Annotated in this window: 20 protein-coding genes; 9 read left to right on the forward strand and 11 right to left on the reverse strand. The window is 69.4% G+C overall.

Features of this window, described 5'->3' with window-relative positions; all coding sequences use genetic code 11:
* Positions 1–159: 159 nt before the first annotated feature.
* Complete coding sequence (locus E1165_RS01260; protein WP_132386790.1) at positions 160–1,038, reverse strand: LysR family transcriptional regulator; 879 nt, start codon at positions 1,036–1,038, stop codon at positions 160–162.
* 360 nt (positions 1,039–1,398) lie between these two features.
* Here E1165_RS01260 and E1165_RS01265 point away from each other — a divergent pair, with 360 nt between their 5' ends.
* Both E1165_RS01265 and E1165_RS01270 read left to right on the forward strand, forming a co-directional pair.
* Positions 1,399–1,590, forward strand: coding sequence for a hypothetical protein (locus E1165_RS01265; protein ID WP_132386792.1), 192 nt, complete (start codon positions 1,399–1,401; stop codon positions 1,588–1,590).
* A gap of 210 nt (positions 1,591–1,800) precedes the next feature.
* Positions 1,801–2,298 carry a hypothetical protein gene (locus E1165_RS01270; RefSeq protein ID WP_207916409.1) on the forward strand — a complete coding sequence of 166 codons (498 nt, stop codon included), beginning with the start codon at positions 1,801–1,803 and terminating at the stop codon, positions 2,296–2,298.
* Between the two features lie 419 nt (positions 2,299–2,717).
* Here the strand turns inward: E1165_RS01270 and E1165_RS01275 are convergent, their stop codons facing one another.
* Entirely contained in the window at positions 2,718–3,167 is a 450-nt protein-coding gene (locus E1165_RS01275; RefSeq protein WP_207916412.1) for a GNAT family N-acetyltransferase, read from the reverse strand.
* A gap of 389 nt (positions 3,168–3,556) precedes the next feature.
* Complete coding sequence (locus E1165_RS01280) at positions 3,557–5,449, reverse strand: ABC transporter permease (protein WP_243704525.1); 1,893 nt, start codon at positions 5,447–5,449, stop codon at positions 3,557–3,559.
* Between the two features lie 253 nt (positions 5,450–5,702).
* Here E1165_RS01280 and E1165_RS01285 point away from each other — a divergent pair, with 253 nt between their 5' ends.
* On the forward strand, positions 5,703–8,051 hold the full coding sequence (locus E1165_RS01285; RefSeq protein ID WP_132386796.1) for a SpoIIE family protein phosphatase: 2,349 nt from the start codon (positions 5,703–5,705) through the stop codon (positions 8,049–8,051).
* A gap of 379 nt (positions 8,052–8,430) precedes the next feature.
* Here E1165_RS01285 and E1165_RS01290 read toward each other — a convergent pair whose 3' ends face one another.
* From E1165_RS01290 to E1165_RS01300, 3 genes are all read right to left on the reverse strand, one after another.
* Positions 8,431–9,255: a hypothetical protein gene (locus E1165_RS01290; protein ID WP_132386798.1), complete on the reverse strand. Its 825-nt coding sequence runs from the start codon at positions 9,253–9,255 to the stop codon at positions 8,431–8,433.
* Positions 9,252–9,761, reverse strand: coding sequence for a sigma-70 family RNA polymerase sigma factor (locus tag E1165_RS01295; RefSeq protein WP_132386800.1), 510 nt, complete (start codon positions 9,759–9,761; stop codon positions 9,252–9,254). Before E1165_RS01295 ends, E1165_RS01290 begins: the two co-directional genes overlap by 4 nt.
* Positions 9,762–9,864: 103 nt before the next feature.
* Positions 9,865–10,530, reverse strand: coding sequence for a hypothetical protein (locus E1165_RS01300; protein ID WP_132386802.1), 666 nt, complete (start codon positions 10,528–10,530; stop codon positions 9,865–9,867).
* 437 nt (positions 10,531–10,967) lie between these two features.
* On the opposite strand from E1165_RS01300, the gene E1165_RS28755 reads away from it, so the two are divergent.
* Positions 10,968–11,105, forward strand: a complete 138-nt coding sequence (locus tag E1165_RS28755) for a hypothetical protein (RefSeq protein WP_165945092.1) — start codon at positions 10,968–10,970, stop codon at positions 11,103–11,105.
* A 92-nt stretch (positions 11,106–11,197) separates the two neighbouring features.
* Here E1165_RS28755 and E1165_RS01305 read toward each other — a convergent pair whose 3' ends face one another.
* Entirely contained in the window at positions 11,198–11,671 is a 474-nt protein-coding gene (locus E1165_RS01305; RefSeq protein ID WP_132386804.1) for a hypothetical protein, read from the reverse strand.
* 573 nt (positions 11,672–12,244) lie between these two features.
* Here E1165_RS01305 and E1165_RS01310 point away from each other — a divergent pair.
* Positions 12,245–13,012: a cyclase family protein gene (locus tag E1165_RS01310; RefSeq protein ID WP_243704526.1), complete on the forward strand. Its 768-nt coding sequence runs from the start codon at positions 12,245–12,247 to the stop codon at positions 13,010–13,012.
* Between the two features lie 362 nt (positions 13,013–13,374).
* Here the strand turns inward: E1165_RS01310 and E1165_RS01315 are convergent, their stop codons facing one another.
* The gene (locus E1165_RS01315) at positions 13,375–14,100 is read right to left on the reverse strand and encodes a response regulator transcription factor (protein ID WP_132386806.1); all 726 of its coding nucleotides are present in this window, start codon (positions 14,098–14,100) and stop codon (positions 13,375–13,377) included.
* Entirely contained in the window at positions 14,097–14,930 is an 834-nt protein-coding gene (locus tag E1165_RS01320; protein WP_243704535.1) for a sensor histidine kinase, read from the reverse strand. Before E1165_RS01320 ends, E1165_RS01315 begins: the two co-directional genes overlap by 4 nt.
* Positions 14,931–15,073: 143 nt before the next feature.
* Between E1165_RS01320 and E1165_RS01325 the strand changes: the two genes are divergently transcribed.
* Both E1165_RS01325 and E1165_RS01330 read left to right on the forward strand, forming a co-directional pair.
* Positions 15,074–15,790 carry an ABC transporter ATP-binding protein gene (locus E1165_RS01325; RefSeq protein WP_132386810.1) on the forward strand — a complete coding sequence of 239 codons (717 nt, stop codon included), beginning with the start codon at positions 15,074–15,076 and terminating at the stop codon, positions 15,788–15,790.
* Positions 15,787–18,090, forward strand: a complete 2,304-nt coding sequence (locus E1165_RS01330; RefSeq protein WP_243704527.1) for an ABC transporter permease — start codon at positions 15,787–15,789, stop codon at positions 18,088–18,090. The genes E1165_RS01325 and E1165_RS01330 overlap by 4 nt, the downstream gene beginning before the upstream one ends.
* Before the next feature lie 477 nt (positions 18,091–18,567).
* Here the strand turns inward: E1165_RS01330 and E1165_RS01335 are convergent, their stop codons facing one another.
* Positions 18,568–21,750, reverse strand: coding sequence for a S8 family serine peptidase (locus E1165_RS01335; protein WP_165945093.1), 3,183 nt, complete (start codon positions 21,748–21,750; stop codon positions 18,568–18,570).
* Positions 21,751–21,800: 50 nt separating this feature from the next.
* The gene (locus tag E1165_RS01340) at positions 21,801–22,262 is read right to left on the reverse strand and encodes a hypothetical protein (RefSeq protein WP_132386814.1); all 462 of its coding nucleotides are present in this window, start codon (positions 22,260–22,262) and stop codon (positions 21,801–21,803) included.
* On the opposite strand from E1165_RS01340, the gene E1165_RS01345 reads away from it, so the two are divergent.
* Both E1165_RS01345 and E1165_RS01350 read left to right on the forward strand, forming a co-directional pair.
* A complete protein-coding gene (locus E1165_RS01345) occupies positions 22,252–23,616 on the forward strand; it encodes an MFS transporter (protein ID WP_165945094.1) in 1,365 nt (454 codons plus the stop codon). The two genes, E1165_RS01340 and E1165_RS01345, sit on opposite strands and share 11 nt — an antisense overlap.
* Complete coding sequence (locus tag E1165_RS01350; protein ID WP_132386818.1) at positions 23,589–24,764, forward strand: radical SAM protein; 1,176 nt, start codon at positions 23,589–23,591, stop codon at positions 24,762–24,764. Before E1165_RS01345 ends, E1165_RS01350 begins: the two co-directional genes overlap by 28 nt.
* Positions 24,765–24,766 lie beyond the last annotated feature (2 nt).

Raw genomic sequence — 24,766 nt, forward strand, 5'->3', positions numbered from 1 at the left:
TACGACACGTCGCAGGTGCTGATCTCGGTAATGGACTCGTGTAGCTCCGAAACCGTCCCCTGTCCCGAAACGGCCGTGTACGGCAACCGGCTCGGGGAGCCGGCACGCTACAGGCTCTGCCCTAGCTAGGCCTCCGGGGAGAACTACAGCAGGTAACCACTACAGGCGGCGGAAGTAGTCGCTCGCGAAGTCGGTCAACCGCTGCGCCGCAGCGGAGAAGTAGGTGTCCGCGCGCCAGACCAGGGTCAGGACTCGGTGGCAGTCTGGGACGTCCAAGTGCATCCAGGCGCCCGGGAGATAGGTGCTGGCGCTGCGGGAGTACGCGGGCACCAACCCAACGCCGAGGCCTGCGCTGATCAGGTAGCCGGTGGCGCCGGGCTCGTCGCTCTCGCAGACGTACTCGGGGTGCAGTCCGGCCGCCGCGAACAGCCGGTCAGTCAGCTCGCGTGGCCAGTAGCCGGGACGGGTGGTGACGAATGCTTCGCCTGCGATGTCTTCCAGTCGCACGCGTTCCCGCCCGGCGAGCCGATGTCCCTGCGGCACACCGAGCAGCGCGTCCTCGCGCAGCAGTTCCCGCGTCCGCAGGTTCGTTCCTGGCAGCGGCTGGGAAGCGAGACAGAGGTCGACCTCGCCAGTGTGCAGCTGTCTCGCCATGGTCTCGGCATCGGACTGGTAGAGCCGGATATCGACGCCTGGGTGGTTGGCCCGGAACTCGGTGATCACCTGGGTCAGAGTGAGCAGGGTTTCCGCGGCGATGGCGATGCGGCCGTGCTCGAGGCCAGCGGCGTCGCCGAGTTCGCAGCGGGCGTCGTCCAGTTCGCGCAGTGCCCGGTCGACGCGGCGGAGAAACCCGGTGCCGAACCGGTTGAGTCGCAGCCCGCGTCCCACCCGGTCGAACAGCGGCACGCCGACGTCGGCCTCCAGCCGGGCGATCGCGCGGCTGAGCGAGGGCTGCGCGACGCGAAGCTCGGCGGCGGCTTGGCTGAGGTGTTCGCGGCGGGCCACCGCCTGGAAGTAGCGGAGCTGCACCAGATCCATCTCATAGCCCAAACGTCATGAATACATGCGGATTTTGGTCTTGGACAGCATAGAACGCTGTCCGTGACTATGTATACGTTGACGACCCGCTGGAAAGAGACCATGACCATCACCGAGACGCATCGAGAGAAAACCCCCTTAGGCACGCGGTTTCGTCCGCATCGCGGACTTCGCCCACCGCCGTCAGATGGCTCGCCCTGACCGTGTGGGTGGCCGTCCTGGCCTGCCTCTGGGTCGCCGCGTCGGTCGCGTGCGACGGCCACCGCAACAGTTCCCCTCTCCCCGTCACGGAGTCGCGGCAGGCGGCCGGCCTGCTGGCCGAGCACGGCGGCGCCCGCGCCGGGGACACCGTCGAGATCGTTGCACCACGACCGCGGCCTGCGCGAGCCCGGCGTCGAGCAGCGTGTGACGGACATGCTCGACCCGGTCGCCGGACTGCCCAAGGTCGACCAGGTCCACAGTTGCCACCGTGATGCTCGCCGCATGGTGGCGGCGATCTTGGTGGACGCGGTCGTCATCCGTTGCCCGATCGTTCCGGCGGCGTGCGGCTGATGGGCCGCCACGGCGAACATGAGGACATTTGCATGACGGCCAAATTGGCGTCGTCTGAGCGGCACCCGCCCACGACTACGGGCGACGATTGAATGCGTTCTATCGCCGATGCTCCTTCGCCCGTCGTCGCGCGATCTGCGTCCGCGACAGTATTCCTACCAAGTCAGGGGCGGACGGTCCGTCCGCCGAAGTGGAAGGCAAGAAGTCCACATGAAAAACAACAACAGGCGCGCCAAGGCGGCGTTCATGAAGTTCTTCGCCGTGTCACTCATCATCGTCGCGGTCGGCGGCTGCAGCGCAGATAAAACAGAGGCAGAGGTTCAGGCAGGCGATCGGGTCGAAATCATCGAACTCAAGGTCGAGAACGATCAGTACGCGGCTCTCGATCTTGGCCCGGCGGGAATGAGCCTGGGTGACATGGACGTCTACTCTGGCAACGCGATAAGGGACGGGCGCAAGGTTGGGCGCGGGGGCGGCTCGTGCCAGGCCATACATATCGGTGGCAAAAATATCACTATGCAGTGCTTGATCACGATGGAACTCGAGCGCGGCTCCGTAACGATGCAGTCCCTCTGGGCAAGAGGCGCAAACCCACTTGACATGGCGGTCACCGGCGGTACGGGCGCATACCGCAACGCGCGGGGTACAGTTCGCTTTTGGGACATCGCAACTCCGAGCGAGCGGGTGCGCGCCGAGATTTTCTACTGATACGTAGCCGGTCGGCGCGGTCGGACTCGGGCAGCTCCCCATCGTGAAGATGCCCGCAGCGTTCGACCGACCCCGACTGCACGTTGTCGGTTACCCGCGTCTAACAGGTCGTTCGGGCTGAGGTGGCGCTCATTGTTCGGGACTCGGGCTACGTGGCCGCCTGGGGCAGCGGGTATCGCCGCCGCTGCGCTCCTGGCAGACCGTCGGTAGTGGAGGGGAGGCAGGGGGCGACATCTCGCTACACCCCAGCGGCGACCGGCACTGCGAGTACGCCGAGACCGAGCCCGGTGACCAGGTAGACAGCGGCGGCGCCTACGCCAGGTGTTGATCGATCGCCGGTCGTGGCTCGCAACGGCGGGTTGCGGTCAGCCTCAAGTCGACGTCCTGACCGCCGGCCGCGACTGACTCCAGAGCCGCGGTCAGAGGGCTCGGTCGAAGACCATCATGTCCTTGCCGGGCCCGTCATAATCTACGACCGGCCCCGTCACCTCGAAACCCATGCTCTTGTGAAAGGCAATCGAACCGGCGTTCACCGGAGAGGTGATCGCCCCGACCCGGCTGGCTCCGGCCGCTCGCGCGAGCGCGAAAAACTCCTCGTAGAGGCGGCCGCCGAGCCCGTAGCCACGAGCGGCGGGCGCGACGCCGACGAAGTGGATGTAGGCACGGTGGGGTTGCGAGGGCGATAGCACGCCGATGAGAAAGCCGGTGAGCGCGCTGTCGTGGTCACGCGCTACCAGACTGGTGCGGTAGAAATGATCGAGGAAGAGGCGGGGCAGCGAGTCGGAGATCGCACGTCCCCACCAGTCGTTGACGATGGCGATGATCTCGTCGTAGTCCGCGGCCCGCGCGGGGCTCAACTCCATGTCCATGACCTGGATCATGGGACGCGTGTCGACTGCTTGTCGAGCGCCGTCCACCCCCGCCCCGCCTCCAATCGGGCAAGGCATCCGCCCCCCGCGTGCGCGGGGAGCAGCGAAGGACGTCCAGTCCGGACAGGTGCGCCGGGGATCAACCCCGCATGCGCGGGGAGCAGCACCACGGCGTCCGCTCACGGATCACGAGTTGGTTAGCCATCCCGTGTCATTGACTTCCGGGCCGCCATAGGAGTTGACATGAGCGAACAGCTTCCACAGGTCGACAGCAAGAAGCCTGTCAGAGCTTCTACACGCAGCCGCCACCGGCCGCGGCCTACGAAGCAGGGATGTGGGGTGGCGGGCCTGACTTGAGGCCCGCCACGCGGTTCGTCGGAGGAGTCGGGTTACTCGTGCGCGATTGCGTTCAGTACGTCGACCCGCGCTGCCCGGATCGCCGGTAGGGTCGCGGCGAACGCGCCAACGATCACGGCGAGTACCAGGTATGTCCCCATCTGCTCCCAAGGGAGTGCCACGTCGGTGAAGCCCTCCTTCCTCAGCGCTCGTACGACGGCCGCACCCAGCCCGCTGCCGACCGCGAGGCCGAGCAACGCGCCGAACACCGAGATCACCACGGCCTCGACGGTGATCATGCGCATCGCCTGTGCCCGGCGCAGTCCGATCGCCCGGAGCAGGCCGAGCTCGCGGGTGCGTTCCAGGACCGACAGTGCGAGAGTGTTGACGATGCCCAGGACGGCGATGAGGATCGCCAGCGCCAGTAAGAGCTGAATCATGGCCAGGATGGTGTCGAACTGTCTGCTCTGCTGAGCGATGAACGTGCTGCGGTCGCCGACGGTGACCTCGGGGCTGTCAACCAGCAGCGCGTCGATCTGCTTGCGGATCTCGGTGGCGTCGGCGCCGTCGGCGAGGCGCAGGTACCCGAGCGAGGGCTGGGCCACCCGGAAGTCGTGTGCCGCTTCGGCGGGCAGGATCCACCCGCCGACCCGGTACACATCGTCGTCGGTGTAGATGCCGGCCACGGTCATGGTACGGACGCCCCCGCGGGCAAGCCGCACCTGTACGGCGCTGCCGGCGTGCAGCCCCAGTTCCGTGGCGCGCTCGGCGTCGACGACCACATGGTCGGTCGGCAACGTCGCGAGCGTGCCTTCGGTCGCCCGCAGCGGCAACATGCGCGTCATGGCCGCCAGGTCGGTGACCGCGTTGACCCGACTCGGCCTGCCGTTGATCATCGCGAAGTCGCCGTACTCGCCGACGACCTCGCGTACCCCGCCGGTCTGGCGTGCGCGGTCCAACACCGCGGGGTCGAAGGTCGGCATCGAGTCGCCCCCGGGCTCACCAGCAATGATCAGATCGGCCTCGACCCGCGTGTCGACCATCTTGGTGAAGCTGGCCGCCGCGGATTCGAGGACGACGTGCACCCCGGTGATCAGCGCTAGGCCGACCATCAGGGCGGCGGCGGTGATCGCGGTGCGCCGCGGGTTGCGAGCGGAGTTGAGCCGGCCCAGCTGGCCCGGTACCGACCAGGAGAACAACAGGCCCAGCATCGACACGGCCGGCCGGGCGATCATCGGCGTCAGCAGCGCGACGCCGGTGAAGCTGACCAGCACGCCGCCGAGGAGCAGCAACAACGTGGCCTCGCCGCCCTGGCCCGTTAGTCCGAGCCCGAGCGTGGTACCCCCGATCGCGGTGGTCAAAGCGCCGGCGACGGCGAGGCGGGTCAGTGGACGGTCCGGCGCCGTGACCTCCCGCAGCGCCGCGACCGGCGGGATACGCGCCGCGCGCAGCGCCGGTAGCAGCGCCGCCACCAGCGTCACCAGGGTACCCACCACGAACGCGCTGATCACGGCCGACGCCGGAATCTCGATCGATTCCACGGGTAGGTCGGTGTTGCCGACATGCCTGAACACGTACGCCAGCAATGCCCCCACACCGATGCCCGCGCCCAGCCCGAGCGCCGAGGCGACGACGCCGATGGCCAGCGCCTCGGCCAGCACCGACCCGATCATCTGCCACCGGCTGGCACCGATGGCCCGCATCAATGCCAACTCCTTGACGCGCTGCGCGACGAGGATCGAGAACGTGTTGAGGATCAGGAACGTTCCGACGAACAGCGCCACTCCGGCGAAGCCGAGCAGCACGTTGTTGAAGAAGCTCAGCGACTGGCGGAAGCTTTCGGCGGCGGTGTCCTGCAGTTGCTTGCCGGTCGAACCCCACTGAACTTGGTCGATCCATCGGCGGCGTCCACGCGGGTCTGGGTTCAGGGACCACGAGGTGCTCAAGAAAGTCGCCGACTGATGAGTCTGCGCGATGTGAGCGCTACGTGCCGGCAGGTGGCGTGGCACCCCCCGCAACTGGTCCACACCACGCGCAGGCGTGTCGGGCGCGTCAGCGTGAGCGGCGTGGGCGGTTGAGCCGGCGGCTAGGCTGGCGGATGCTCATGGCGAGGGGGTGGGAGTGAACGCAGAATCGGCGGGCTCTGCCCCGTCGGCGGACCTGCTGGCCTTGCTGGACGCTGATCCTCACGGGTGCGCCGTGGCCGCCGCAGTTCGCGCACCCGATGGTGTCATCATCGACTTCACACTGGTGTACCTCAATGAGGCCGGTGGTCGGTTCCTGGGTCGACCTCGGAAGGAGTTGATCGGTCGCGGCTACCGGGAGTTGTGGCCGGACACGGTCACCGATGGGACCCTGCCGTTCTATCGCCGGGTGGTACAGGAGCGGGTGCCGGCGGTGCGCACCGTGTACTACGACCGGGCGAGCGTGACGGGGCATTTCGAGTTCCGGGTAGTGCCGTTCGGCGACGGGTTCATCGCACGGTTCGTCGATCTGCGAAAGCTGACCATGGGTGCCCAGACGGAGGGCGGCACCCGACTGTACGACGCCCTCGACGCAGCCTTCGACGGATTCGCCCTGCTGCGGGCGGTTCGGGGCGGCACCGGCGCGATTGTCGATTTCACCCGGGAATACGTCAACCAGATCGGCGCCAAGCTCGCCGGCCGCACCGTCGAGGAACTCGTGGGGCACCGGATCGGCAACGCGCACTCCAGCAGCACCGAACTGAATCTGCTTCCCATCTACCGCGAGGTCGCCGACAGCGGCGAGCCGTGGCAGCAACAGCTCACCTCGCCCACCACGGGGCAGGTGTGGGAGCTGAAAGCCACACGCGTCGGCGACGACGTCGTCGCGGTGTCCTACCGAGACGTCACCGAACAGGTTGGCCACCAGGAACAGCTGATGAGCAGCGCGGCGCAGGTTCGCGCCGCCGCCACCCGCACCGCGGCGCTGCAGGCCGTCACCGCCGCACTGGTAGCGGCGAGCACACCAGAGCAGGTGTACGCCGCGCTAGGCGAGGTGGTGCGATCCACGGCGGGGGGAAACAGCCTCGCGGTCCTGCTCACCGAGCAGGACCGGCTCGTCTTGAGCTACCACGTCGGCTATGAGGAGCACGTCGTCGCCGCGCTGGCTGATTTACCCCTGTCGCACCCGTATCCGGCGACGGGCGTCATTGCCGCCGGCGAGCCGCGCTATCTCACCTCGCCGGCGGAATTCTGCGCCGCGCAACCCGACCCACGTACCGCCATACCAGGCGGGACCAGGCAGGCGTGGGCCTTCCTGCCGCTGAGCACCGGCGGGCAGCTGCTCGGCGCACTTGTCATCGGCTACCCCCGCCCGCGGGAGTTCGACGAGGACGAGCGCGACAACCTTGTCGCCTTCAGCCAGCTGGCAGCACAGGCGCTACAGCGGGCGCTGCTGTTCCAGGCGCAGATGTCGATCGCGGCAGACCTGCAACGCGCCCTGCTCCCCACCGAGCTGCCCACCCTGCCCGGCGCGCGGCACGCCGTGCGGTACCTGCCCTGGACCCACGGCGCGGACATCGGCGGCGACTGGTACGACGTCATACACATCGACTCGCACACCGCAGCGGTCGTCATCGGTGACGTCGCCGGTCACAGCCCTCAGGCGGCGGCCACGATGGGTCAGGTGCGTAACGCGATCCGCGCCTACGCCGCTGACGGGCACGGACCCGCCGGGGTGATGCAGCGGGTGAACCAGTTGCTGCTGCGGTTCGAGCCGCACGCGATGGCCACGTGCTGCTACCTCGAACTGCAGCTGACCGAAGGAACCGCGACCGCAGCCCTCGCCGGGCACCCACCTCCCGTGCTACGCGTCGACGGCCGCGCCCGCTGCCTGGACCTACGCACCGGGCCCCCACTGGGTGTGCGAGGCGCCCACTACCGCGACTCCACCTTCCTGCTGCCCCGCGGATCCACCCTCGTCCTCTACACCGACGGCCTCGTCGAAGACCGCCGCTACCCTCTCGACCGAGGCCTCGCCGACCTGTACACGGCGCTCGACGCGGCACCGACGGACAACCCCGAAGACCTGGTGGAACACCTACTGGGCGCCGACGTCGGACCTTCTCCACGCCGCGACGACGTGGCCATCCTCGCGCTCACCGTCGACGCGGAACCGCCGCCCGGGCCACGCACCGCCCGACGACGCTTCCGCGGTGACGCCGACAGCACGTCGGCCGCCCGACACTTCGCCGACGACATCCTCGCCGCCTGGGACCAGCACCCGCTGCGGGAGGACGCAGGCCTCCTGCTCGGCGAGCTCATCGCCAACGCGGTGCAACACACCGCCGGCGACGTCGAAGTCCTCATCACCCTGGGCCAGCGACTGCGCATCGACGTGCATGACAGCAGCAACCGCCATCCGGTCAAACGCCCCGTCGACATCTGCAGCGACGCCGGCCGGGGCATGCACATCATCGAGCACCTCGCCGATGCGTGGGGATCCGCACCGCTTCCCGGCACCGGCAAGACGGTCTGGTTCGAACTCCAATCACCGAACGGCGACACTGACGAACGTCATCCGTAGCATGCGGAGCAGCTACCGACGTCGGCGCGCAGATGTTGTAGACGAACCGAGCAGGTGTGTCTGATGTTGCCTGCCCACACGGTGGGGGCGGGGGCAGCGGCGGTTGCGTTCGCGGCAATCATGGCTGCTCGTAGAAGTGTGCGCTCGCAGCCTTGGACTACGGGTCTGTGAGTGTCGGTGGTGGTTCTGGCTGGACTGCCGCCAGGATCGGTGCTGGCCGCACGGGTGACTCGCTACGGGTCTGGCCGAACCCGGGTGCACGCACGGGTCAGCGCCTCGGGCCGATTCTCGACGGTGCAGGTGCTGCTGGTGTCGCATGACAGCCTTTGGGCGCTGGTGAAAGCCCCGGGTGCGCTGCGCCCGGCCGGGCGTCCTCGCGTCACTGCGACGCAGGTCCGTTGTCGACCAGCCGGAAGCGGGTGGTCAGGGGTGCGTCGCCGAGTTCCTCCAGGATCAGTCCCCGGGTCCGTGAGTTCTGCAGGAAGGCTGAGTGGCTGCTGATCGCGTACGTAGGCGCGCCGTCGTGTTGGCCGTCGCGGACGACCGTGAACTGCTGTCTCGGTTCGTCTGGCGCGCAGGGGGCCGCCTCGACCCGCAGTGGCTGGCTGCCCGACGAGCGGACCTGCCAGCAGGTGTCGGTCCGGTCGGTGCCGGGCTCGGCGGTGCGGATCTGGTACGTGTCAGAGCCCTGCGGCGTGAACACGAACAGTTGCTGTCCTTCGTCGCCGTCGACCTCGCCCAGCCGGCCGTCGTCGAGCAGCGACAGCCCGCCCCTCAACGCATCCACCCGCACGATGGTGACCTGACGCTGCCCGGACAGCAGCGGACTACCGGCGGGCGGGCTGGACGATCCGGTGGGCGGACCGGACGCGCCACCGGTCGGGACGGATGACGGGCCGGCCGCGTTGGATGTGCCGCCGGTGGGGCCGGAAGACGCGCCGGCCGGGTCGGGTGACGCGACCGGGCCGGAGGTGGGGCCCGCCGGGCCGACCGGGATGGGGTGTGCCCGCCCGCCCGGGCGGACCAGGGCGACGCCCGCGCCGAGCGCGACGACGGCGAGGGCGGCGAGCGCGACCGACGCCGTCCGTCGACGTCGGCGGGTGTCGCCGCGTCGCCGGATGTCGGCGGCGGCCGGGACTCTCCCCTGCCCGCCCTGCCCCGCCAGCGCCCGCAGGGCGTTGTCGAGCTGGTTGTCAGAGCTCATGGCCGCGCCCTTTCGTCCACGCCGTGGTATTCCGGTTCGGTCAGGTGGGCGGCGAGGGCCCGGCGGCCCCGGGCCAGTCGCGTCTTGACGGTGTTCTCGTTGGTACCGACCTCCGCCGCGATCTCGGCCACGCTCAGCCCGACCAGGTGGTGCAGCACCACCGCCCGGCGTTGTTCGGCGGAGATGCGCCGCAAGGCGGTCACCACCGCGACGTGGTCGACCGAGATGGCGTCGACGCGCTGCGCGCAGGCGTCCCGACGATGGGCGCGCAGCCGGTTGACGGTCTTGCGCCATGCGCTGACCGCCACGCGGTAGGCCACCCGGCGTACCCACGCCTCCGGGCTGTCGCACTCGCGCACGACGGTCCAGCGGTCCCAGGCCCGGGCGTACGCCTCCGCCACCGCGTCCTCGGCCTCGGCCCGGTTGCCGATCATCGCGTACAGATGTCCCAGTACCCGCTGCACGGACGCGGAGTAGAAGGCGTCGAACTCCGCGGCGTCACGCATCGGTCAAAGTCTCCACCCGACCCTGGTTGATCCTGGCAGTTGTGTGCTCGGTCGCACCCGCCATTGGTCCGGCCGGGAACTGCCGGCCGGGCCGCCGAGGGGGTCACTTCCGGCGCGGGGCCGGTCCGGTGTCGTTGAACCGGAAGCTGCTCACCGGCGGGGCATCGCCCAACTCCTCCAGGATCAGGCCGGACCGGGCAGAGTCGCGCAGGTACGCCCACCGGTTGCTGATCAGGTACTCGCGGGGACCTCCGGCCGGGGCGGGCGCGATGACGAACCGCTGAGCCGGGTCGTCCGCCCGGCAGGCGGCACCGCGCACGAACAACGGCCGGCTGTTCCCCGGGTTGCGTACCTGCCAGCAGACCGGCTGCCCGGTGCCGCCGCCGTAGTACGCCTTGATCAGGAACTCCCCCGACCTCAACGGGGTTGGCACGAAGACCTGCCGGCCACGGTCGTCGTCCACCTCGGCCAACCGTCCACCGTCGAGCAGCGCCAGCCCCGACTCGAACGCCCCCACCCGTACGATCGTCACCCGGCGCTTGCCGGAGAGCACCGGCTCCGCGCCCGCCGCCTCCTGCCGCACCGGCACCGCCCGCGCACCCCCGGGCGGCTGAGCCCCGGTCGCGGGCACCGGCTCCGACTGCGGCTCGGCCACCGGCACCGCCGCCGGGCCCTCGCCGCCGGAGGCCGGCGACCCGCCGTACACCCCGACGGCGGCACCGGTCAGTACCACCAGGCCCGCACCGGCGAGCCACCTTCCGAACGCCACGTTTCCTCCCCGACTGCCTCCGCCGTCGAGGCCGTGAGCCCGGGCAGCTCACGGTCCTCGGTCGACACAGCCGGATGACGCGTGAGGCTGTCCGGGAGTTTCACCGCGGCGCGACATTTCGACGCAGCTGACAGGCTGCCGTCGGCGGCGGCCACCGAAACGGGCTGCGGTCACGAACCGGTGGTCGGACCGGCCGGTGCGGCCTGGACCGCGCCGGATCCAGCGGTCGGCTGTCGAACTCGCAAACGATATTGTCGCGGTGGAACAAGCCGCTCCGCCTGCGCCACGGTCACGCCCACGGCCTGCACGGCCCACCAGAAGATCGGGACGTCCCGGTTCCTGCCATGCCGTCAGTGGCCGCTTCTATCCTTTCGGTTGTGGCGGAGGGTCGGGCAGTGCGGTGGTGATCGCGACGCGTCACGTCACTGACCGGGCTGGTGCCCGTCGAGGACATCGGCCGCGCCCGCCAGGCGCTCGCGGCGATGCTGGCACGCGTCGAGCGGCGGCTGCGCGCGGCATCAGACGAGCGGGCCTACACGGTGCCGCAGGTGCGCACGGTAACCAAAGGCGTGTGAGCAGGGACCTCAGAGGAGGAAAAGCCCTGCTCGATCGTTCGTAGGACGTTGAATCAAGCCTGGAGGCGGGCACCGAGACCTACCGGTCTCCGTCACCGCCGCGTTGGGCGGGGCAGGGGTGTGTGAGGCGTGATCACGAAGACGTTGGAGACGAGGTCTTTCTTGCAGTGGACCCACGCCAGAGTGAGGCGCTGACGGTTTCCGACCTGCAGGGACACTCCGCCGCGCGGCGGAATGGTTGTCCCCGTTCCGGCCGTGTGGCGCCCGGGCGTGGTGCTGAAGTCCATGTACTGCTCGCCGACCTCCGCGTAGCAGTCCTCGGCAGGGGCATCTCCGTAGTTCATGACGATGATGACGGCCGTCGGCGACAGGTACGGACCGAGGTTGACCTGGGTCGCGCTCGTGACGACCAACAGCGGATCCGCGGTGATCCTCTGGTACAGGCCGAACCCCACGGCGCCGAGCACCGAGACGAGTACACCGGTAATGATCGCGATGATGGCCTGACCGAACCGGCTCTGCCCTGCCGTCGGGGCATCTGCTGGCGCTGATGGTGTCTCCGACATGGACCGCAGAGTAACCAGACGACGCCACACAGGCACGGTACCGCAGAAGCGCACACCCCTCTTCCGGTCCAGGGTGGATCCGACCCAGGGCGGCAGCGGTTTCCGGGTAGGGGATCCAACAGGCCAGGCAGGCGCAGCACGGTGGCCAGCCACGCACACCCATGGTCATCCAGCCACAGGTAGGACCGATTACCTGAAGTACGGTCCTGACGCGACCTCAGATAACGCGCCGTAGTGTGATCCTCGGAGGTCTACGGCGCTGATTCCTCGCCGGGGGATGGCACTACTGTCATGGCAGTTCGGCTGGCCTTGGCATGCCAGGGGAGAGCGGAATGGCCTTACCTGCGCTATCTCTGACCGCGCGACCGGAGGAGTCGGTGCTGACATGACGGCAGGGCGACCGACGCCCACGCAGGACGACGTGCTCGGATACTTCAACACGCTGTCGAACTGGGGACGGTGGGGCGATGACGACGAGTTCGGAACTCTGAACCACATCACCGACGACGTCCGGCTGGCGGCGGCGCGGGTGTGCGCCACGGCAGGAGCGTGTCGTGCGCGTGGGAGGTGGCCGTGCCGGAGGAGATGGAGCGGTCGACGAACACGTGCCCGTGCGCCGCCGACATGCCGGGTGCCGAGAACATGCCGGTGCCCGGAGTCCACGCCGACCGGCGCTGGGGCTTTTCGAACGAGCGGCTCGGCATCATGTTCCACGGAAACACCATCACTCACGTTGACTCGCCGTGCCACATCTTCTGGGACGGCGCGATGTACAACGGGCGGTCGCACTCGAAGGTTGACGCCGCAACGGGATCGGCGTGGGCGGCCGTCACGGCGGCGGCGAACGGGATCATCACGCGTGGTGTCCTGCTGGACATTGCGAGGGTCCGTGATGTGCCGTGGTTGGAACCGGGGCAGGGCGTGTTTCCCGACGATCTCGAGGAGGCCGAGCGTCGCCAGGGTGTGCGGGTGCGATCCGGCGATGCGGTGCTCCTGCGGACCGGCTATGGCCGCGTCCGGCACGAGGCCGGTGCGGTCAGCGGTTTCAGCCAGGCCGGCTGGCACGCCTCCTGCCTGCCGTGGCTGCATGAACGGGAGGTCGCGCTGATCGGTGCTGACACCCCCCAGGACGTTCAGCCGTCGGGGTACGAAGACGTGTTGATGCCGGTTCACGCCGTGAGCCTCGTTGCGATGGGTCTGTGGCTGCTCGACAACTGCGACCTGGAGGCGTGCGCGACGACCGCGGTCGAACTCGGCCAGTGGGACTTCCACCTCGCCGTCGCGCCGGTCCGCTTCGCCGGTACGTCCGGCAGCCCGGTCAACCCGATCGCCACGTTCTGACCACCGTTCACCAGGGACGAGCGGCGGATGCTGGCGGCAGCGCCGGACCCCTTGCCGCCGGTAAGGACCGCGACGTCGTGATGCTCCGCTGGTGAGCCGGAGTATGACGCGATGTCGCTGACCGACACCATTGGGTGCCTGCCGCGGTCGACATGCGACCGACCGAAGCGTGGGGCCAGGGACCGGCAGCACGCGATACGGCATGGCGCAGGCCCGGCAGGTCAGCGACCTGGAAAGCTACCTGTCCGCCTGGCACCTACCGCATAGCGGTATTCAAGACCCCGCCCCGCACACCGAGGGCGAACTGCTTCTGCGAACGCTGGGGCGCAGCCTCCGCGACGAATGCGACCCGGCCGTCATCATCAGGCGAGCCCGGGATCGCCCGGCGCCACAAGCCCGGTCTCGTAGGCGAGGACGACGGCCTGGGCGCGGTCGCGCAGGCTCAGCTTCGTGAAAATCCGCGTGACGTGTGTCTTCACGGTGGCCTCGCTGAGGCTCAGCTCGCCGGCTATCTCGGTGTTGGACCGGCCTCGGCCCATGAGGGTGAGCACCTCGAGCTCGCGAGGCGTCAGGGCGGCGACGCGCCGGCGCTGCGGTGGTGGGCCGGCCGGGCTGGTGCGGCGATCGCCGGAGGCGAAGCGCTCGACGAGCCGCCGGGTGATCGACGGCGCGAGGAGCGCGTCGCCGGTGTTGACCAGGCGTACGGCGGCGGCGAGGTGGGCCGGGGTGACGTCCTTGAGCAGGAAACCGCTGGCGCCGATGGCGAGGGCCGTGTAGATGTAGCGGTCCAGGTCGAAGGTGGTCAGCATGACCACTCGGCAGTCGGGCGCCTGTTCCAGGGTGCGCTGGGCGGCCTCGAGGCCGTCCATGTTCGGCATCCGGAGGTCCATGAGCACCACGTCGGGCCGCAGCCGGCGGGCAGCCGCGACCGCCTCGGCCCCATCGGCGGCCTCGCCGACCACGTCGATGCCGCGCGCCGTGAGGATCATCCGGAAGCCGGCGCGGACCAGGGCCTGGTCGTCTGCGATGAGAACCCGGGGCTCCGGCGTGCCCGGATGGTGGCGGGTCGGGTCGGGCACATCGGTCATGGCGACTCCAGCGGTATGCGGGCGCGGAGCCGGTACCCGCCGCCGAGGCGGCGCCGCGCGTCCAGCTCACCGCCGTAGACGGCGACCCGTTCGCGGAGGCCCAGCAGCCCACGACCGGTCCCGTCCGGGTCGCCCGCTCCGGGCGCGGCCGGCGGGCGCCCGTCACCGGAGAGCACGCTGGGTCCGCTGTTGAGCACCTCCACCCGCAGGGCGTGGTCCGCATACCTGATGGTCACCTCGGCCTTGCTCCGGTCGCCGTGCTTGAGGGCGTTGGTGAGAGCCTCCTGCACGATCCGGTACGCGGTGGCGTCGATACCGGCCGGCAGCGGGCGCGGCTCCCCGGAGATCCGGACATCGACCGGAAGTCCGGCGAACGAGATCCGGTCGATCAGCGGGCTGAGCCGGCGCAGGCTCGGCTGCGGCGCCAGGTCGGATCCCTCCGGCTCGTCGTCGCCGGTCTGCGACGGCGCGAGCAGGCCCAGGAGGAGACGTAGCTCGGTCATCGCGTCCCGGCCAGCGCTCTCCACCGCCAGCAGCGCGGTGCTGGCCTCGCCGGGCATCGTGGTGAGCACCTCCCGCGCCGCTGTGGCCTGGACGACCATGAGGCTGACGTTGTGGCTGACGATGTCGTGCAACTCGCGGGCGATCCGCGCCCGTTCCGCCTCGACCGCGCTCCGGGCCGCGCTCTCCCGTTCCCGTTCCAGCAGCCAGCCGCGCTCATCCAAGGCCGAGCGATGCAACCGGCGCGTCCGGACGAGCGCGAGGCCGAGCCACCCGGCTGCGGCGCAGGCCACCACCAGCGCCGCGATCAGCCAGCCCAAACGCGAAATCCACACGATGCCACAGTTACAGATCGCGCGGCGGTGCGCGTCATCCTCCCGGTGCAGCGCCGTACAACTCCGGGTTGACCCGGCCGGCATATTACATCCGGCGATGGACGCCCGCAGGCACGTGCAGCGCCAGACTTCCAGCCATGTTTAGTGAACGTGGCAAGGACGGCGCGGCGCAAGTCATCGTGCGTCTGGACGGCGTGCGTAAGGAGTATGGCGGCACCACGGCGCTCGACGGCGTGTCGCTTGAGATCCACGCCGGGGAGGCGGTGGCCGTGATGGGCCCCTCCGGGTGCGGCAAATCTACCCTGCTCAACATGGTCGCTGCCCTAGACCGCCCCACTTCCGGAACGGTCGTTGTGGGCGGCGAGGACCTGGGACGGCTGAACGAGACCGGCCGGGCCCTGTTCCGGCGCCGGCGGATCGGCATGGTCTTCCAGTTCTTCAACCTGCTCGACGACCTGCCCGCCCTGGACAACGTCGCGCTGGCCGCGCAGTTGGTGGGCACCCCGGCCCGGCGGGCCCGCGCCCGGGCACTGGAACTGCTCGACGAACTCGGCATCGCCGACCGGCGCAACACCTACCCGGCGGCGCTCAGCGGCGGCGAACGGCAGCGGGTCGCCGTCGCCCGGGCCCTGATGAACCGCCCGGCGCTGCTGCTCGCCGACGAACCGACCGGCGCGCTGGACAGCCGCGCCGGCGAGCAGGTGATGGACCTACTGCTCGACCTCAACCAGATCGGGCAGACGCTGCTGATGGTGACGCACGACGAGCGGCTCGCCACCCGGTGCGCCAGCCGCCTCATCGAGGTCGTCGACGGCCGGGTGGCGCGCGAACGAAGCCTGGAGCGTACGCCGTGAGCGCCGTGTGGCGGGCCGCGCAGGCCGCCGTGCGCCGCCGCCGGCTGCAGACCGGCGTGATCGCCGTCGTCGTCGCCCTCTCCACCGTGATGATGGTGGTGGCCCTCGGGCTGCTCGCGGAGTCGTCCGGCCCGTTCGACCGGGCCTACGACCGGCAGGGCGGCGCGCACCTGGTGGCCACATTCGACCGTGCCAAGGCGCCCGACGCGCAGCTCACCGACTTGGCCCGACGGGTCGGAGCGTCAGCCGTGGCCGGGCCGTTCGGTCAGGTCGCCCTCGATGTCACGCTCAACCCTGGACGACCGCCGGCGTCTCTCACCGTGGTCGGACGCGACGGTCCCGGTGGCCCGGTCGACCGCCTGAACGTCTGGCAGGGCCGCTGGCCGACCAAGCTCGGCGAGATCGTGCTCAACGAAAACCCGGCCAACTTCGGGCCCGCCCGGATCGGCACGCTGCTCGCCGTGTCGGAGCGTCGTTCGCTGACCGTCGTGGGCTTCGCCTACTCGGTGAGCGAATCGGCCGACGCCTGGGTCACTCCCGAGCAGATGTCCGACCTGCGCCCCACCACCACCCAGATGCTCTACCGCTTCGCCCACGCCGCTACCGATGCCCAGATGGCCTCGGCCACCACCGCCGTGGCGGCCGGATCACCGCCGGAGTCGCTGCTGGGCTCCCGGTCCTACCTGGCGCTGCGGGCGAAAGCCGTCGCCGCGACGAACACCTTTCTTCCGTTCCTGGTGGTCTTCGGTTGTCTCGCCCTCGCGGTGGCGGTGCTGATCGTCGCCAACGTGGTCAGCGGGGCGGTGGTGGCCGGGTTCCGGCACATCGGGGTACTCAAGGCGCTCGGCTTCACCCCCGCCCAGGTGCTGACCGTCTATCTCACGATGGCTCTCCTCCCGGCGTTGACCGGCTGCATGCTCGGCACCGTCCTGGGCGACCTGGCAGCCCGGTCGTTGCTGACCAGCGCGTTCAGGAACTACGGGAGCGGCGGCATCGGCGTCGCCGGCTGGGTGCACGCGGCGACGTTGGTCGGGGTCCCGGCCGTGGTCGCCCTGTCGGCCCTGCTGCCCGCGTTGCGGGCCCGCAGCCTGTCGGCGACCGAGGCGATCAGCGCGGGCAGCGCCCCGCGCTCCGGCCGCGGCCTACGGATCCAGCGGTGGCTCGCCAGCACCAGGCTGCCCCGGGCGGCCAGCCTCGGTCTTGGCGTGCCGTTCGCCCGGCCAGCCCGTAGCGCCCTCACCATGGCCGCCGTCGTGCTCGGGGTGGCGAGCGTGACCTTTGCAATCGGCCTCGCGAGCACCGTGACCACCTATCAGACGGCTCAGGGCCGGTCGGCCTGGGTGCAGGTCCAGGTGTTCACCGGCCCCAACCCTGGTATCCCGCGCGCGCCGAGGCTGACCGACACCGAGGTCGAGTCAATGCTGCGCTCGCTGCCCGGGACGACGCACGTGACGGCCTCCGCGGACGTCATGGTACGGCCGATGGGCGGCACCGAGACGTTCCTGGCCCGGTTCTACCGCGGCGACACGACCAGCCTGGGCTACGAGTTGGTGGACGGGCACTGGCCAGCAGGCCCGGGCGAGGTGGTCGTCTCCGAGAGGTTCCTGCGCCAGCGCGGGTTCGCCGTGGGCGAAACGTTGACCGTGGACGCGGACGGCCGACAACAGACTGTCCGCATCGTCGGAAAGGTCCTGATGAACTCCGCCAACATGGTGCTGTCCAACTGGGAGACGCTGGCGCTGGTGGCGCCAGGTACCCGGGCCACCAGCTATGAGGTGGGACTTGGGCGCGGTACCGACACGTCAGCTTTCTTGACCGCGGTCAAGGCGGGCGACCCAGGGCTGGACGCCGTCCCCGCGAACGACGCCGACTCGTTCATCGCCGTCATGTTCGGCATCGTCACCGTCCTGGCGCTGATGCTGGGCACGGTCGCGGCGCTCGGCGTCTTCAACACGGTCGTCCTCAACACCCGGGAACGGCGCCGGGACCTGGGCATGCTCAAGTCGATCGGGATGACGCCCCGCCAGGTGGTGCTGATGATGGTGATTTCGATGGCGGCGCTCGGCGCTGTCGGCAGCCTGCTCGGGATCCCCCTCGGAGTCGTCATGCACCGTCTCGCCCTGCCGGCCATAGCGCACGCGGCCCAGCTCGTCATCCCGGACCGGATGCTGCATATCTATCACCCGCCGGTGCTGGCCCTGCTGGCCCTGGCCGGCATCGGCATCGCGGCGTTCGGCGCGTTCCTCCCGGCCCGGTTCGCGGCGCGCCTCACCATCGCGGAGGCGCTGCACAACGAGTGACGACCAGGCCGGGAGCAGGCCCGGCGGGCAGGGCGGCCAGCACGGGCCGGTCGCCCGTCGGGCCGGCTCGTACTCCGTGAAGCGCCCCGCCAGCAGGATCCGCGATCCTGCGTTGACGGATAACTATATTCCTCCACCGCTCCATCGACGTGGCTCCGGATTGGATAGCTTGCGGTCGACCGGGCGCAGATCACCCAGAGGCAGGTCCAATGACACCGGGACAGAATTGCTGGTCGTCCGCCGCCGAGCACAGCAATTGCCCATGCGACTCGGACGCCGTCTCATACAGCCATCGACCTTCCCGACACGCTCACAATCGGACGCCTCTTCTACGGGATCGGCTCACCATCCGTTGCATGCCGGGCGAGGAAGTCTCGCCGCCCGGACCGGGGGTCTACCGACCTCCGGGCGACCGGTGCCGGTCCCGAGCGGGGATTCAGGGCGTGTGGGGCGGCCGGGTGGCCGCCCCACACGGCCCTACTGGTAACGGTAGGCGCGGATAACAGTCTGAGTCGTCTCGGCTCCGGTCGCGCCGGTTGCGCTCACGCGAAGGGAAACATGTCCGCTTCCCGGGGGGTAGCGCAGCGTAACAGCACCCTTCGCCACCACGGCCGACTGCCAGGTCGTACCGTCGTCGAACGAGAACTCCAGGGCGAGCTGCCGGACCTCGATCGGCCTGCCCGCCGTGTCGAGAGCCTTCACCGGCATCCGCTGCCGGGTGCCCGCAACCACCGCGTAACGGGAGTCGAGCCGGGGCTCGTACCGGATCGTGAAGATCTCTGCGGGATCCTGGAACGCGAAGATCGACTGGGTCCGGGTGCCGAGGCCACCGATGCTGCCGGTGGTGTCCTGCGTGACCCGGTAGCTGGCCGGCCCGGCGGGTAGGCCGCTGGCAGCGACATACACCCAGTCCTGCTCGTCGAGCAATTCGTCGCCACGGTACAGCCTGGTGGTCACGGACTGTGTCGTGTCGTAGCCGGAGTTGGCGCCCGCGTCCGACACCGACGGGATGACAGCCTGGAGCGTGTCACCGGATCGGGTGACCCACTGCTGCGAATCGTTGAAGGCAGTTGTGTACGGCGCGGCGCCCCATTCCTGCACGGCGCTGCTGCCTGCGGGCGGCGCGAACGGCGAGCCGGTCAAACGGAGACCGGCGATGCGGTCGCCGCCGGCCGGCATACCGATCGCGGTCTGCGGCAGCCAGGACGAGCCGGCCTGAGTGCTGTAGTAGTTGATCCGGGTCCCCGGAGCGCGCATCCCGAGGCGGCCCATGCCGAGCACCTCGCCATCGTCGCGACTGAACTGCATCCACTGGCGAGCGATCTGCCCGGGGGCGTAGCTGTGGATTCTCTGTGTCACGGCGGCGAGTTCGCCGGTCCGGAACGCACGGTGATAGCCGGCCATCAGGACGTCACCGGGTACCTGCTCGCCGACGTAGTACGCGTACGGGCTGTCCTGGCCGGTATCTCCGCTGTCGCGCCGGGCCCAGGTGCTCATCACGTAGCCGGTCGCCTGGACGTGGGTGCCGATCTCGGCGATGCGGGCGTTGTCGAAGCCCTGCTGAAGGGTGCCGTAGCGCACGGACGCGCCGTCCACCTGCATCGAGACACCGAAGAACACGCCATGGGCCTCGGCGGTACGGTCGGGTACCGACTGCCTGACCGGCTTGCCCTGGCGGGCGTCGAACGTGACAGACGTGTCTCCGGTGACGTCGAGGATCGGCTGGTAGAGCAGCGCGGACCCAGAGTGGCTCTGAGTCGCCGACGTGTGCAGATAGGTGGCCGTGGTGTACCGCCCCTTCGGGAGCCGGAGCGTCACGGTGCCGCTCGGGTCGTACGGGAACCAGGAGTCCTGGCCGTTGGGCTGGAAGATCTGGGTGAGGTAGTCCCTCGCAGGTTTGCCGTCAAGCCCGATATGACGCAGCGTGACCGCGTAGCGTTCATCCTCCTTGCGGACCGCGAGCGGTGTCACGACGCGCGTCTCGCCTGCGGTGGCGACGACATGCCCGGTCCACGACCCCACGCCGAGGTGGCGGGTGTCAGCCGTGACGGTCACGTCGGCGGTACCACCGGGTGGTACGTCGACGCGCGAGGTGCTCAGCGTGAACGCCTTGGTGTGGGTCAAGTGCAGCGCCAACGCCACCGCGACAGAGCTGGTGTTGCGATACGTGATCGTCTTGGTGAGCGTGGTGTCGTCGTCATGCGGCCATGGCTGCAGCCCGAACGACACCGACGGCGGGTCGGCGGTGACGGTCTGCGTGATGGCCCGCCTCACGTCGACGCGGCCCGCACCCTGGTCGAACACGGCGTTGTCCGCGGTCCGCTCAGCCGCGCCCATGAGGGTGGCCTTCAGCTGATCGCCCCTCCATCCCGGATGCCCTTGCGCGAGCAATGCGGCGGCACCCGCGACGTGCGGGGTGGCCATCGACGTGCCGTCGGCGGCAACGTAGGAAGCCGGGAAGTCCGCGGCAGGCTCGCCCATCTCGGTGCCCGCCGCACGCGCTGCGACGATGCCCACCCCAGGCGCGGAGATGTCGGGCTTGATCGCCTCGTCGCCGGTACGCGGGCCGCGGCTGGAGAACCCGGCCACCGCGTCGGAGCTGTCAACGGCACCGACGGTCAGCGCCGCGTCCGCACTGCCGGGTGAGGCGATCGTGCCCGTATCGGCGGCGCCGGCGTTGCCCGCGGCGATGACGAACAGCGCTCCCGTCTGCGCGGTCAACGCGGTCACAGCCTCCTCGAGAGGATCGACAGATGGGAAGTCTTCCCCGCCCAGGCTCATGTTGATCACCCGGGCGCCCTGGTCGACAGCAGCCCACTGCATGCCGGCCAGGATCGCCGACTCACTGCAGCCGCTCATCTCGCACACTTTGCCCGACAACACGGTCGCCTCCGGTGCCACGCCACGATACCTGCCGCCGGAGGCCATCCCCGTACCAGCGATGATCGATGCGACATGTGTGCCGTGCCCGACCCGGTCCCCCGTTTCGGCGGTGAAGTTACGCTCTACGACGCGGCCGGCCAGGTCTGGGTGGCTCGCGTCCACGCCGGTGTCCAGAACGGCCACCGAAATACCCTTGCCGGTGTATCCGGCCTGCCAGGCGGCCGGTGCGCCGATCTGCGGCACGCTGCCGTCGAGCAAAGGCTGCCGCTTGCCGTCCAACCAGATCCTGTGCACCGCTCTGTCATCACGTGCGGCTTCCCACAGCGAGGCCGTCTTGTCCTTCGGCGCGCTGACCGCCACGGCCTTCACGGCCGTCAACTCCCGAGTCGTGCGTGCGCCGTGCTCGCTGACGGTCTTCTTGAGCGCCGGCAGAGTGGCGGCTTCCATGATCAACGGAACGGTCGACCGCCTGCGGTCGTCGTACCCGAGTTTGATGAGTTCCGAGATGTCGAACAGCCGCCGGTCGACGCGTTGCGTCTGTACCAGGCGGTGGGCGTCGGAGGGAATGACCAGAAGGTGTCCCCCCACGACGGACATGGCGAACGACATGTCTTCGCGTCCGGCCGCAGGCTCGACGGAGGCCGTGGCGGCGGTCATCGACGCGACGGTCACCCGGTCTCCGGTCACCAACGTCACGGTGTAGGGGCTGTGCGCCGCCGGCGCCGCGGCCGCCGCTCGAGTCTGTGCGCCGATCGTTGCTGGCATGGCGACCGACATGGCGGCAACGAGCAGGACAGCTGTTCGCCGTCGCACGGTATGGGAGGTTGTCATGCAACGAGTACGCTGGAATACCGCGACAGGTTGCACGGCGGCCACACGAACCCGATGCGGGCCACGCTGCCCACGAGGCCACAGAACCCTCCCTGTTCGGTGACGCCGGCGTCCGAGCAGGCGATCGAGTGCTCGTCTCCATTCTGGCCGCCGACCTCGATCCGAGCGTCAACGAGCATCGAACACCCGACCTTGATCTCGAGTCCGACAAGGGATACTGTCCACTTAGATGCGTCTATGTATCTGGTCGACCGTTCCAGCTCAGGGTGTGTCGATGTTGGAGGGCCGCTCTTGCCCAACGCCACCGCGAACGATGTTGATCCTCTCCTTCTGCCATCCCGACACTCTTCCGAACCGCAGGTCACCGACCCCACCGTGGCGGTACGACCGACCGTCGCCCGGCCGACCTTTCGCCAGGGAGGCTGACGTTGTGCGATCGACCCGACGGTGACCAGCACCTTGGCCGATTCCCCACTGCCGCCGTGTTTCCGGTGGTTCTGGACGAGTCAGACGCTGAGTTTCCTCGGCGACCGGCTCACCGGGTTCACCGTGCCGAGCATCGCGATCCTCGCTCTCTCCGCCTCCAGCGCCGAGGTCGGCGTGCTCGCCGCGACCGGGTGGCTGGCGTACCCGATCTTCGGGATGCTGGTCGGAGCGGTGCTCGCCGACCGGCCCCGCCGCCGCCTGATCATCTCAGCGGAGCTCATCCGGTTCCTCTGCTTCTTCGGTGTGGCCTGCTGTGCCCTCGTCGGCTGGGTGGGCATCCCCCACCTGGTGGTCGCGGTCGCCGTGGCCGGGGTGGCGACGGTGGTCACCGACATCGGTGGCCAGTCGTACCTGCCGGCGCTTGTCCCACCGGAGCAGTTGCTGCGGGCGAACGCGCGGTTGCAGAGCTCAGACAGCCTGTCCAGGCTCGGCGGTCCCGCCCTGGCCGGACTACTGCTCAGCGTCCTCGCCCCGCTCACCGCGCTGATGATCGACGCCGTCGCCTTCCTGCTGTCGGCCCTCGGCCGGACCCCTGTCCGGACCGCCGAGATCGTGCACCGGCCACCACGACCCGAGCCGATCCGCCGACGAATGCGGCGGGGAATCCGGTTCGTCGCGCGACACGCCCTGCTCCGGCAGCTCATCGGCGCCTCCGCCCTACGCAGCTTCGGCACGGGAGCCGTCGACGCCGTCCTGCTGCTGTTCGCCTACCGAGGGCTGGGACTGTCGAGCGTCGGCGGGGGCCTGCTGCTGGCCGTCGGATCCGTCGGTGGACTGATCGGCTCGTGGTACGCGACCCGGCTCACCGCCCGTCTCGGCTCCTACCGCACGTTGACGCTGACCGCCCTCGAGGGCGTCTCCTGGCTCGCCGTACCACTCTGCCTGGTCGGTCCCCCCGCGCCCGTCTTGGTGGCGATCAAGATGTTCTCCTCTCTGTGGATGCCGGTCTGGGCCGTGTTGACGACGAGCCTGCGACAGTCGTGCACCCCGGCGGACCAGCAGAGCGGCGTACACGCGACCGCGCGGACCCTGACCTCGTCGACGGTGCCACTCGGCTCGCTGGTCGGCGGCGTCGGCGGTGGCGTCCTGTCGGCGTGGCTGGGCACCTCGGTGGGGCTGGTCGTGGTGCTCGCGGCCGGCGGGACGTGCGTGGCGGGCAGCGTTCTGCTGCTGCGCCGGGCGAGCCTGCCGCCGCTCGACCCTGCGCCGTCCACCCCGACCACGGTGCCGGGCCCGTGCAGGTCACCCCCCGATGACTCCACCCGCGACAGCACGCAGACACCCAGCGAGGAGAGAGCATGCGTCCGACGACGACCCGGAAACTGACGGCGAAGGAGTTCGCCGACATCAAGCACACGGTCTCGATCCGGTCCGCGGCCCGCAGGAACCTGCTGGCCGATCCGGGTTACGCCGCTCCACTGCCGCAGGAGGTCAGCCTCCAGCTCACCTACCGCTGCAACCTCCGTTGCACCCACTGCTACCAGTGGAACGACCAGGGCTTTTTCCGCGACTTCAGCCCGGCGCAGCAGAAGACCGAGCTGAGCCTGAGCGTCGTCGAGGACGTGCTGCGAACCACCGCCGAAACCCGCAGCAAACTGTTCCTCTGGGGCGGCGAGCCGCTGATGCACTCCCGCTTCGACCAGGTCGCCGAGCTGCTCACCCGCTATCCACGCACGGTCAACATGTGCACCAACGGGCTGCTGTTCAAGCGCAAGCTCGACGACCTGCTGCGCATCGGTGAGCAGCTCAACCTGCTGGTCAGCCTCGACGGTCTCGGTGAGGACCACGAGGCGTTGCGCGGCAGGGGCACCTTCCACCGGACCCGGGAGAACATCGAGACGATGCTGGCGCTCAAACGGACCGGCGAGTTCCGCGGGGAACTGTCCCTGTCCTGCATGGTCTCGCACGTGACCGTCGGCAAGATGTACGAGTTCATGGAATGGGCCGAGGAACTCGGTGTCAACACCGTCTACTTCCAGTTTCCCTGGTACATCAGCCCGGAGGTCGCGGGCGCGATGGACGAGCTCTACCGGGAGTCGTTCGCCTGGCTGAACCCGCAGACCGGCACCCGGCGACCCACCTGGCACTCGTACACCTACCGGTTGCCGCCCGAGCTGCTGCCGCAGCTACGAGAGTCGATGCGGCAGCTGGCGTCTCGTTCCTGGGACGTCCGGGTGCGTTACCAGCCTCAGCTCGAGGAAGACGAGGTCGAGGACTTCATCCTCGGCACCTCCCGGCCGGCCCAGCACCGCAGCAAGTGCCTCGCCGTCTCCAACCGGCTGGAGGTGCACGCCGACGGCAACGTCAGCTCCTGCAAGTTCTTCCCCGAGTTCGTGGTCGGAAACCTCTACCAGACCGGCGTCACCGAGCTGTGGCAGAGCGAGTCGTTCCGGGAGATCCGAAGGATTCTCTCCGCGCACGGCATGATGCCCGTCTGTTCGAAGTGCATCCTCCTCTACCTCAACGGGGTGTGACG

Source organism: Micromonospora sp. KC723 (genome assembly GCF_004348595.1).
GTDB lineage: Bacteria > Actinomycetota > Actinomycetes > Mycobacteriales > Micromonosporaceae > Micromonospora.